The organism is Rhizobium sp. UFLA01-1127 (assembly GCF_059803845.1).
This window is the reverse complement of record NZ_JAUQTZ010000065.1, coordinates 1-11,273: the sequence shown is the minus strand read 5'-3', so window position 1 is coordinate 11,273 and position 11,273 is coordinate 1. Positions and strand designations below refer to the sequence as shown.

7 protein-coding genes and 2 pseudogenes are annotated in these 11,273 nt (G+C 59.8%); 6 read left to right on the top strand and 3 right to left on the bottom strand.

The annotated features are described in order from the left end of the window. The first annotated feature begins 8 nt into the window (after positions 1-8). Positions 9-1,214: a glycosyltransferase family 4 protein gene (locus Q4Q11_RS17395; protein WP_498570280.1), complete on the top strand. Its 1,206-nt coding sequence runs from the start codon at positions 9-11 to the stop codon at positions 1,212-1,214. A 3-nt stretch (positions 1,215-1,217) separates the two neighbouring features. Here Q4Q11_RS17395 and galE read toward each other — a convergent pair whose 3' ends face one another. The 3 genes from galE to Q4Q11_RS17380 form a co-directional block, all read right to left on the bottom strand. Then, positions 1,218-2,192, bottom strand: a complete 975-nt coding sequence (gene galE, locus Q4Q11_RS17390; protein ID WP_112502426.1) for a UDP-glucose 4-epimerase GalE — start codon at positions 2,190-2,192, stop codon at positions 1,218-1,220. Continuing rightward, positions 2,189-3,160: a UDP-glucuronic acid decarboxylase family protein gene (locus tag Q4Q11_RS17385; RefSeq protein ID WP_112502423.1), complete on the bottom strand. Its 972-nt coding sequence runs from the start codon at positions 3,158-3,160 to the stop codon at positions 2,189-2,191. Before Q4Q11_RS17385 ends, galE begins: the two co-directional genes overlap by 4 nt. Positions 3,161-3,573: 413 nt before the next feature. Further along, positions 3,574-4,191 carry a TetR/AcrR family transcriptional regulator gene (locus Q4Q11_RS17380; protein WP_112502420.1) on the bottom strand — a complete coding sequence of 206 codons (618 nt, stop codon included), beginning with the start codon at positions 4,189-4,191 and terminating at the stop codon, positions 3,574-3,576. A gap of 106 nt (positions 4,192-4,297) precedes the next feature. On the opposite strand from Q4Q11_RS17380, the gene Q4Q11_RS17375 reads away from it, so the two are divergent. The 5 genes and pseudogenes from Q4Q11_RS17375 to Q4Q11_RS17355 all read left to right on the top strand — a co-directional run. After that, positions 4,298-5,374 carry an efflux RND transporter periplasmic adaptor subunit gene (locus tag Q4Q11_RS17375; RefSeq protein ID WP_112502417.1) on the top strand — a complete coding sequence of 359 codons (1,077 nt, stop codon included), beginning with the start codon at positions 4,298-4,300 and terminating at the stop codon, positions 5,372-5,374. Continuing rightward, a complete protein-coding gene (locus Q4Q11_RS17370) occupies positions 5,371-6,441 on the top strand; it encodes an efflux RND transporter periplasmic adaptor subunit (RefSeq protein WP_112502414.1) in 1,071 nt (356 codons plus the stop codon). Before Q4Q11_RS17375 ends, Q4Q11_RS17370 begins: the two co-directional genes overlap by 4 nt. A gap of 14 nt (positions 6,442-6,455) precedes the next feature. Beyond that, positions 6,456-9,506 (top strand): efflux RND transporter permease subunit, encoded by a 3,051-nt coding sequence (locus Q4Q11_RS17365; protein ID WP_498570279.1) that lies wholly within the window; start codon positions 6,456-6,458, stop codon positions 9,504-9,506. Then, positions 9,463-10,739: pseudogene (locus Q4Q11_RS17360) on the top strand (alpha/beta hydrolase). The gene Q4Q11_RS17365 and the pseudogene Q4Q11_RS17360 overlap by 44 nt, the downstream one beginning before the upstream one ends. A 268-nt stretch (positions 10,740-11,007) precedes the next feature. Continuing rightward, a pseudogene (locus tag Q4Q11_RS17355) lies at positions 11,008-11,273 on the top strand (invasion associated locus B family protein); the annotation flags it as partial.

Sequence of the window (11,273 nt, the reverse complement as noted above, 5' to 3'; positions counted from 1 at the left end):
TACCAAAGGTGATCGCCCTTTTCCCATGGGGAGACGTGATCGAAGAATTTCTCGAGCCGATCGGGCTCGAACTTCAGGATTTCGTCGAGCAGATGACGGGAGGCTGGCTGTTCGGCTATGCGGCGGCGCTGGTCTCGGTTGGTCACAAGCCGATCATCGTCTGTGCATCCGAGCGGGTGAGCAGGATTGAGTGCTACGAACATTCGGGCACAGGCACACCGATCTGGGTCGCACCGGCAAGACGATCCCGGCAGGGTCATTCCCCCGCCGCCTATAGCCTGCGGCGCTGGTCTCGAACGCCGCTTCCCGCCTTCCGCGAGATACTTTCTCGCTCCGGATGCGATCTGCTTCTTGCTCAGGAGTACGAATATACGCGTTTCGATGCGCTGGCATGGCTGGCGTGCAGCCTAAACCTGCCCCTCTTTGCCACCTTTCAGGGCGGAGATCGCACACTGTCCTGGATCGAGGCCGCCGCAAGACAGCTCTCGCTGCGCGCTTGCCACGGTCTGATCGTTGCCTCCGCCGCAGAGCGCAGCCGTCTCGCTAAGGCTTATCCGCGCATTGCTCCCAATGTGGCGAATATTCCCAATCCGCTGGATAGCCGTGAATGGCAGGCGATGGATCGCAGCGAAGCGCGAGCAAATCTCGGCCTGCCGCAGGATTGCTTCATCGCTCTCAATCACGGCCGCATCGATATCCGCCGCAAGGGGCTTGATGTCCTTCTGAAAGCCTGGACGCGCTTCTCGGGCGGTCCTTCCACCCAGCTGGTAATCATCGGCTCGGGCCAGGACAATGACGCTTTCGCAAGGCTGCTTCGTGAAAGCGGCCTGGCGAATGTGCAATGGTTAACCGGCTACATGACGGAGCGGCCCCTGATCCGGCGCTGGCTGTCGGCGGCCGACGTCCATGTCACAGCGTCGCGCATCGAAGGCATGCCGGTTGCGCCATTGGAAGCCATGGCCTGCGGCCTCCCCGTCATCGCTTCGGATGCGCAGGGTCTGCCTGATATTCTCGTCGACGGCGAGGCCTCGGGCGGCCTGATGGTGAGACGGGAACAGCCCGAAGACATTGTGCAGGCCCTGGCAAGATTGAGAGGCGACGAAACTCTTCGGGCACAGCTGGGCGCGGCTGCCCGACGGCGGGTGGCGGAAAATTTCTCGATCGAAGCGGTCGGCGCCGCTCTCGACGAGTTTCTGACAACGGCAAGCAGCTAAGGATCACATCCGGCTGCTATGCCAGGCAAGTGCCGTCTCGATGATCCGGTCGATGCTGGAACGGCGAGGCACCCATCCAAGCTCACGCCTGGCCTTATCGGCCGCGGCGACGAGGGCGGGTGGATCGCCGGGTCTGCGGGAACCAAAGGCAACGGCAAGGCTTTGTCCGGAAATGCGGCCGACGGCATCGGCCAATTCCCTAACGGTCGTTCCGTTGCCGGTGCCGAGGTTGTAGACATGTACCCCCTCGTCCCGCAACAGTTTTTCGCCGCCAAGAACATGCGCCTCGGCGAGATCGCTGACATGGATGTAGTCGCGGACGGCGGTGCCGTCGCGCGTGTCGAAGTCGGTGCCATTGATGGTGAAGGTTCGGCCAGACCTGATCGCCGCCTCTATAGCGAGCGGAACGACATGAGTCTCCGGCTCGTGCCGCTCGCCGATCTCGCCATCGGGGTCGCAGCCGGCCGCATTGAAATACCGCAGCATCACCGCATTGAGACCGCGGGCACGCGAGAAATCCTCCACCATCCGCTCGATCATGAATTTCGACCACCCATAGGGATTGATCGGCCATTGCGGATGGGTCTCGTCGATCGGGGTACGGGTCGGAATGCCGTAGGATGCGCAAGTGCTTGAAAAAATCAGCCTATTGACGCCTGCTTTCAGCATTTCCTCGATGAGAACCAGCGTCCCGAAACTATTGTTCCGATAATAGAGCTCTGGAAACTCGACGGATTCGCCGACATAGGCGTAGGCCGCGAAATGGGCGACCACATCCGGGCGGTACTGGCGCAGCGCCGCCGCAACCGTCCCGGCGTCGGCAATGTCGCCCTCGACCAGCGGTCCCCATTTGACCGCATCGCGCCAACCACGGGACAGATTGTCATAGGTGACGACCGACCACCCGGCCTCGGCGAAGGCCTTGCAGCAATGCGATCCGATATAGCCGGCTCCGCCGGTGACAAGGACCGTTCTCATTCGGCAGCGATCGCGTGCGGGACGGTCGACAGCAGATCCTCGAAATATGCGATCGTTTCGCCAAGCCCGGCCCTCAGTTGAACCTTCGGCTTCCAGCCGAGTTCGCGCGATGCAACCTCGATATCCGGCTGCCGCTGCCGAGGGTCATCGGCGGGCAGGGGCAGGTATTTTATCGTCGAGCTGCTTCCGGTCAGCTCTATCGCGAGGTTGGCAAGCTCCAGCATCGTGAACTCCGCCGGATTGCCGAGATTGATCGGGCCGGTCACCTCATCCTTTGTCCCCATCAGCCGCACCAGACCATCGATGAGGTCGTCGACATAGCAGAACGATCGTGTCTGCTGGCCGCTGCCGTAAACCGTTATCGGCTTGTTCTGCAGCGCCTGTACGATGAAGTTGGAAACGACGCGGCCGTCATCGGGGCGCATTCGCGGACCATAGGTGTTGAAAATGCGCGCCACCTTGATGCGCAGCCGGTGCTGACGCCAGTAATCGAAGAACAGGGTCTCGGCGCAGCGCTTGCCTTCGTCGTAACAGGAGCGCAGTCCTATCGGATTCACCCGGCCCCAATAATCCTCCTGCTGGGGATGAATTTCGGGATCGCCATAGACTTCTGATGTCGAGGCCTGAAGGACCTTGGCACCGACCCGCTTGGCGAGGCCGAGCATGTTGATAGCGCCATGAACGCTGGTCTTGGTCGTCTGCACCGGATCGAACTGATAGTGAACCGGGCTCGCCGGACAGGCGAGATTATAGATCTCGTCGACCTCCACATAGAGGGGAAAGGTGATGTCGTGGCGAACGATTTCGAAGGACTTGTTGTCAAGCAGGTGGAAGATATTGCTTTTCCGTCCTGTAAAGAAATTGTCAGCGCAGATGACCTCGTGTCCTTCCAGCAAAAGCCGTTCGCACAGGAATGAGCCGAGAAAGCCCGCGCCGCCGGTAACCAGGATTCGCTTCGTCTGCTGCATGGCCGGTTATCTCGCAGCCGACAGCGTGACATTGCTGCCATCGGAAACTGCGGCAGTAGCCGGGGTGCCGCTTTCAAGGACGCCGTTCATATTCATCGACCTTCTCCGCATGCATTGCGATGGCGATCGGGCATTCCGCCGCTTCCATCGCCGGAAACAACTGGTGCAAAGGCCGAGGCAATCCATGGCATTAGGACCAAAGAAGGCATCTTCAGACCGAGGTCTGATCATGGGCCAGACTTTAGTCTGATGGCGGTCGAAAGCATGAGGGCCACTTCATGGAGAGTTCAGGCGACGCGCCGAAACACTGCGCGATGATATCCCTTCCACGGAATCTGCTCGACATCCGGATGCGGATCTTTTCGATCTGCAGCATCAGCATGCCGACGGGAGCCAGCCAAACAACCGGCGGATCAGGTCAGCAATCCGTTGAGGACGAGATCGATATGCGCTTCCAGATAGGTGGCTTTATCCAGGCTCCGCCGCTCGTCGAAAAGAAGCTTGAAGAACAGAAAGGCTATGGCCGGCGCCACGATTGCGTCGGAAAACGCAGCCGGCGCCCGCCGGAACTCGCCATTTCTCATGCCTTCCTCGATAAGGGACTGCATCTGTCGCTCGAGAGGATCGATAAATACGTCGTGATGCCTATCGACGACCTGAGGGAAGCGCGAACCTTCGGCGATGACGAACCTCATCAGTTCCCGCAATTTGCGATCGTTGACTATGAGATCGTAGATCAGCTCGATATTTCCCTGAAGCCGCTCCGTGGCGGTTCCCTTCAGCTCATTCGCGCTTGCCAGCAGATTTTCGAGCGGCCCCGAAATGTGTCGGATCATCGCTTCGAAAAGCTGCTCCTTGGTCTCGAAGTAAACATAGATCGTACCCTTGGTTACTCCGATTCTGGCGGCAATATCCTCGACCCGCGTTGCGACGTAGCCGCGCTCGACGAACTCTTCGAACGCCGCATCCAGAATCTGCACGGGGCGGCGAGCCTTTTGCTCCGCACGCGTCAGCTTTTTCAGATCGGTCATGATTCCACCTTCAGCGCAATTGACGCATCGGCGTCAAGATAATTTCTATTGACTAACGAGTCAGTCAATAATATTCCTCCCGCCAACGGATGCAAGAGGTCAAATCATGAAAACTATCCTTGTCATCGCATGGCTGGGTGCGAGTGCCATCGCGCTGTCCTCATGCGAAAAGCAGGCCGAGAGTGAAGCAAAGCCGAAGAACGTGGAGACCGCCGTGGCCAAGGTCACGCCGCTCGTCGAAAACAACGCCATCACTGGCGAGATCAGCGCACGCGTCGAAAGCGACCTCTCCTTCCGGGTCAGCGGGCGCATTGTCGAACGTCTCGCCGATGTCGGCTCATTGGTGAAGCGGGGGCAGGTGCTTGCCCGTATGGACGCCGAAGAACAGAAAGCCGATCTGGAGGTTGCCACCGCCAACCTGCAATCGGCGCTCGCTCAGCAGACACAGGCCCAGCTCGCCTTCGACCGGCAGCAAAACCTCTTCAGGACACAGGTGACGACCCGCGCGGCACTTGATCAGGCCCAGGAAGCTCTGCTGACCGCCCAGGGAAGCGTGAAATCGGCACAAGCTCAACTCGACACCGCACAGGACGCGCTCTCTTATACCGAACTGCGCGCCGATGCCGATGGCGTCATCACCGCCCGAAACGCCGAAGTAGGGCAGGTCGCGCAAGCGGCGCAACTGGTCTTTACGCTTGCGCATGACGGTCCTCGAGATGCTGTCTTCAACGTCTTCGAGTCGCTTTATCTGGGGCGCAACCTTGAAAGCCAAGTTGCCGTCAGCCTGCTTTCGTCGCCGTCCCGCAAAATAGAGGCGCCGGTGCGCGAAATCTCGCCCACGATCGACCCGTCGACCGGGACGATCAGGGTCAAGGTCGGGCTCGAAGGGGCGCCGGACATGCAGCTCGGCGCTCCCGTGGTCGGCCTTTTTCGGTCCGTAGCACGAGATGCGATCGAATTGCCCTGGTCGGCCATGACTTCAAAAAGCGGGAAGCCGGCCGTCTGGATCATCGATCCCGCGTCGTCGAGCGTATCGCTGCACCAAATCGATGTCTCTGGCTATGAGACGGGCCGCTTTGCAGTGCGGGCGGGCGTATCTCCGGGTGAGATCGTCGTCGTCGACGGTGCGAAATTCCTGCGACCGGGCCAAGTCGTCACCTACGACAAGGGAGCTGTAAAATGAACATCCGTATCACGGTCGGCCTTGCGGTCCTTGGATCATTGCTGCTGACCTCTTGCCAGAAGCAGGAAGAAGCTCACTACGAGCCGCCGCGCCCCGTACTTTCCGTTGTCGCCCAGTCCACTGCGGCCTCCGCGCTGACACTGCCGGGGACGATCGAGGCGAAGATCGAGACACAGCTCGCATTTAGGGTTCTGGGGCGAGTCATAGCGCGCAAGGTCAGCGTCGGCGACCTCGTCAAGAAGGGCGATGTCGTTGCCGCGATCGATCCGCTTTCACTGGAGCTTGCGGTCAAGAGTTCGCAATCAGAGCTTTCGAACGCGCAGGCGCAGCTGGTCAACGCGACATCCACCGAAGAGCGCCAGCGGTCCTTGCTCGAGAGCAAATCGGGAAGCGAGGCGGCCTACGAAGAGGCGGAACTTGGGCGCAGGAGCGCGAGTGCTTCGGTTGCCAAGGCCCAGGCCAATTTGGACAAGGCCGAAGAGCAGCTGGGCTACGCGCAGCTTCGCGCGGAATTCGACGGTGTCGTGACGGCGACTTCCGCAGAAGTGGGTCAGGTCGTTTCCGCCGGCCAAAGCATTGTCACCGTCGCCCGCCCGGACCAGCGTGACGCCATCATCGACATACCGGTGGCAAGTTTCGACGGTCTCAAGGTGGGATCGCCCTTCGAGGTCGCCCTCCAGCTGGATCCGAGCATCCGTGCGGGCGGTGTCGTCCGAGAGATCGCGCCGGAGGCAGAGGCTACGACGCGCACACGCCGCACGAAAATCACGCTCATCGATCCGCCGGCTGCGTTTCGCCTCGGCTCGGTCGTCACCGCGACTGCGACCGTCGTTGCGGACCCGATGATCCTGCTGCCGTCGTCATCCGTCCTGATGAAGGATGGAAAGCCGAACGTCTGGGTGGTCGATACCGCGGCCCGCAAGATCTCCATTCGCGCGGTCAAGATCGACGGGGATCTCGTCGAGGGCGGTTCCGTGAGGATCGCCGAAGGCATCAACCCCGGCGAACGTATCGTCATTGCCGGCGTTCACAAGCTTGCCGACGGCCAGGCCGTCAGGGTAGATTAAGGAAAGATCCCCCCGTGAAAAAATTCAACCTGTCCGACTGGGCGCTCGAGCATCGTTCGCTCGTCTGGTACTTCATGATCGTTTTCATTCTGGCCGGCGCGTTTTCCTATATCGGGCTGGGCCGCGAAGAAGATCCGGCCTTCACCATCAAGACCATGATCATTCAGGCGCAGTGGCCTGGCGCATCGGCCGAGGAGGTGACCAAGCAGGTCACCGACCGCATCGAAAAGAAGCTCGAGGAACTGGATTCACTCGATTATACCAAGAGCGAGACGGTTGCGGGCCAGACGACGATTTTCGTGGAGCTTCTGCCGACGACCAAGGCCAAGGATGTCAACGCCATCTGGATGCGGGTCCGCAACATGATCGGCGACATCAAGGGCGATTTTCCAAGCGGTGTGGTCGGACCGTTTTTCAACGACAGCTTCGGCGACGTCTATGGCAATATCTATGCCTTTACCAGCGATGGGCTGACGCAGCGCCAGCTTCGCGATCTGGTCGAGGATGCGCGTGCGAAAGTGCTGACGGTTCCCAATGTCGGCAAGGTGGATATCATCGGCGCCCAGGACGAGGCCATCTATCTCGAGTTCTCCACCCGAAAGATTGCAGCTCTCGGGCTCAACCAGCAATCCGTCATCGACACGCTTCAGGCGCAGAATGCCGTCACGCAGTCCGGTTTCGTCGATGCCGGTCCCGAGCGCATCGCCTTGCGGGTGAGCGGTCAGTTCACATCCGAGGAAAGCCTCAGATCGATCAATCTTCGTGTCAACGACCGCTTCTTTCCGTTGACAGACGTCGCGACGATCAAACGCGGCTATGTCGATCCTCCCTCGTCCCTGTTCAGATATAATGGCCAGCCCGCCATCGGGCTTGCGATCGGCATGAAGACCGGGGCGAATCTGCTTGAATTCGGCAAGGCGCTCGACAAGGAAATCGAGCAGGTCACCGCCGATCTTCCTATCGGCGTCGATGTCCAGCGCGTTTCCGATCAGCCTGCCGTCGTCGACGATGCGGTATCGGGCTTCACGCGCGCGCTGTTCGAGGCGATCGTCATCGTGCTTGCGATCAGCTTCATCAGCCTCGGCGTCCGGGCTGGCCTCGTGGTTGCCATCTCCATTCCGCTCGTGCTGGCAATCACCTTTCTCGTCATGGCCTATACCGGCATTTCCATGCAGCGTATTTCGCTTGGAGCGCTGATCATCGCCCTTGGCCTTCTCGTTGACGACGCCATGATCGCCGTCGAAATGATGGTTGCCCGACTGGAAGTAGGCGACGATCTGAGAAAGGCGGCGACCTACGTCTATACCTCGACCGCCTTTCCGATGTTGACGGGTACGCTTGTGACGGTCGCGGGCTTTATCCCCGTCGGTCTCAACACCAGTGCTGCCGGCGAATTCACGTTTACTCTCTTCGTGGTCATCGCCGTTTCGCTCCTGGTGTCATGGATCGTCGCGGTGTTGTTTACGCCGCTGCTCGGCGTGACGATCCTTCCGAAGAGCATGAAATCGCATCATGATCAGAAAGGCCGCTTTGCGCGCGCCTTTGCATGGCTACTGAACCTCGCCCTGCGTTGGCGCTGGATAACCATTGGCGCGACCGTGGCCACGTTTGCCCTCTCCATCGGCGGAATGAGCCTGGTGCAGCAGCAGTTCTTCCCTTCCTCCGACCGACCCGAACTGATCGTCGACTGGAACCTGCCGCAGAACAGCTCGATTTCGGAGACGAACAAGCAGATGGCCAGGTTCGAACGCGAGATGCTGGCGAACAATAAGGACATCGATCATTGGACTAGCTATGTCGGACAGGGCGCTCCCCGCTTCATCCTGTCCTTCGATGTCCAGACACCCGACGTCTCCTTCGGTCAGACGGTGATCGTCACCAAGGGGCTCGACGTTCGCGACAAGGTCAAAGCCGAACTGCAGGATTATCTGACCAAGACCTTCCCCGGAACGGATGCGTTCGTGAAGCTGCTCGACATCGGCCCTCCGGTCGGCAAGCCGGTGCAGTACCGCATCAGCGGGCCTGACATCCAGAAGGTCCGGGATATCGCCCAGCAATTTGCCGGTATCGTCGGCCAGCATCCCTTACTGTCCAACATGACCTTCGACTGGAACGAACCGTCTCGCGTCGTCAAGCTTGACGTTCTTCAGGACAAGGCGCGGCAATTGGGAGTATCGTCGCAGGATATCGCAACGGCTCTCAACGGCATTGTCGAAGGAACGGCGGCGACCAATATTCGCGACGGTATCTATCTGATCAATGTGATCGGCAGGGCACAGACGGCCGAGCGCGGTTCGATTGAGACGCTGCAGAACCTCCAGCTGGCTGGTTCCAACGGCAAGTCCGTACCCCTCTCGGCGGTTGCCAATTTCCGCTATGAGCTGGAACAGCCGACGATCTGGCGGCGGACGCGCATACCGACCATCACCATCAAGGCTGCCGTCGTGGGATCGACGCAGCCCGCGACGATCGTCACCGAACTGCAGCCGAAGGTCGATGAATTCCGCAAGAGCCTTCCAAGTGGCTACCATATCGTCGATGGCGGTTCGGTCGAGGAAAGCGCGAAAGCGCAGGGGCCGATCGTGGCGGTCGCGCCGCTGATGCTGTTCATCATGGCAACGATCCTGATGATACAGCTGCAAAGTTTCAGCAGGCTCTTTCTGGTGTTCGCCGTCGCTCCCACAGCGCTTATCGGCGTGGTGACCGCACTTCTCTTCAGCAACGCGCCCATGGGGTTCGTCGCAATCCTTGGCGTGCTTGCCCTCATAGGCATCTTGATCCGCAACTCGGTGATCCTCGTCGTGCAGATCGAGCACCTTCGAAGCGAGGGCGTGCCGGCCTGGCAAGCCGTCATCGAAGCGACGGAGCATCGAATGCGGCCCATCATGCTGACGGCCGCCGCGGCAACGCTTGCGCTCATTCCGATCTCCAGGGAGATATTCTGGGGACCGATGGCCTATGCGATGATGGGCGGCATCGTCGTCGGCACGCTCCTGACGCTGCTTTTCCTCCCCGCCTTGTATGTTGCCTGGTTCCGCATTCCACGCGCCCCCCTGCAGCACTGACGAGGGCGGTCCGATGTCACAGGTTGGACGAAGGGGCTTTGCCGTGCTCATGACCCTGTCGGTATTGGCAGGTTGCGCAGGGCGGCTGGAGAATGTTCTCCAGCCGGTCGCAGCGGCAGGGCCAGGCACGAATACCGTGGACATGATGGTGGCGACCACCCGTCGCCCGACGGACAAACCGGGCGAACTTTACTCAGGCGAGCGCGGAACGGCGATTTCCTTCAACGATATCGTCGTTTCCATTCCTGCGGATCGAAACCGCAAGATCGGCGAAGTGCAATGGCCGTCGCATGTGCCGGCCAATCCCGAAAAGGAATTCGCCGTCCTGAAGGCCGGGAGAGTGTCATCCGAGCGCGACATTTTCGAATGGTTCGGCAAGAACCGCAACGCCAAGCGACAGGTCGTCATCTTCGTGCACGGCTTCAACAATACCTATTCCGACGCAGTCTTTCGCTTTGCGCAGATCATGCACGATTCAGGAACGGACGCCGCGCCGATCCTTTTCACCTGGCCCTCACGCGGCAATGTCTTCGATTACCTCTACGACAAGGAGAGCACGAATTTCTCACGTCGGGCGCTGGAGGACATGATCCTGCAGGCTGCCAAGAGCCCCGATGTCGGGGAGGTTACGATCCTCGCCCATTCATGGGGTCCTGGCTGACCGCCGAGGCGTCGCGCGGCGTTGCCATGCGCAACAAGACAATTCCGCCGAAAGTGAAGAATGTCATTTTGGCATCGCCTGACATCGACATCGACGTATTCCGCCGGCAGATGATCGAGATGGGGCCGCAGCGTCCGCACGTCACGATCTTTTCCTCGACCAAGGATAAGGCGCTGCAGGTTTCGCGATGGCTCTCCGGTGGCGTCAATCGTGTCGGCGGCTTCGATTCGACCCCCTATGCCGCAGATTTGGCCAAACTCGGGATCACCGTGATCGACACGAGTTCCGTCAAGCCGGACGATGCGCTGGGCCACAATACATTTGCGGACAATCGCGACATGGTCCAGCTGCTCGGACGGCGGCTGGCAGGGCAGTCGCTGGATACGGGGCAAGTCTCGCTTGCGGATCAAGTTGGCCTGGCGGCGGTGCGAACCGCGGACCTGGCGGGCTCTGCGGCGAAAGTCGCAGTCGCAGGTCCCATGTCGCTTATCAGCGACGATGCGAGGCAGGTGTTGAAACAGCAACTTTCCTCGCGCGCGCCTTCCGTCGTCGATGGGCACATTTCCTACTGAGCATTCGCCGTTTTTCATCCTGAGGCTTTAGGTCTCAAGCAAGCAAGCGCGTTTGTTGCATAATCGACACGCTACCCCAAAAACGAGCGCAAGTAACGGCAGCATTCCCACTACTTTATGATGCATAATTTGGAATTCTGCTATCCAGCCCACAGGCCATGATCGGCCTCAGAGAATATCGTGTGTCGTTTCAAAAATTTGATGGTTGACCGATGGGCAAGGACCTCTCCTTCCCAAACGGAAGATTGTTGCCTTTGGGAAGGTTTGCATGCCGTTTTCGACTTTGAATAAAGCATTTTCCGTCAAGACCCTTACATGCGTGGCCCTCGTCTCGTCGGCGCTTTATGCATCGCCCGGTATGGCGCAGGAGCAGCCGGCGGCGGCACCGGCCAATACGGATGCCCAGCAGAAAGCAGCCGAAGCCGCAGGCAGCACGCAGCAGCCGGCTCCGCAGGCGCGCGTACAAAAATTCGACGACTGGTATTATCGCTGCATCGACGGCAAAGCTGCCGATGGCTCGTCGGCCACCCATTG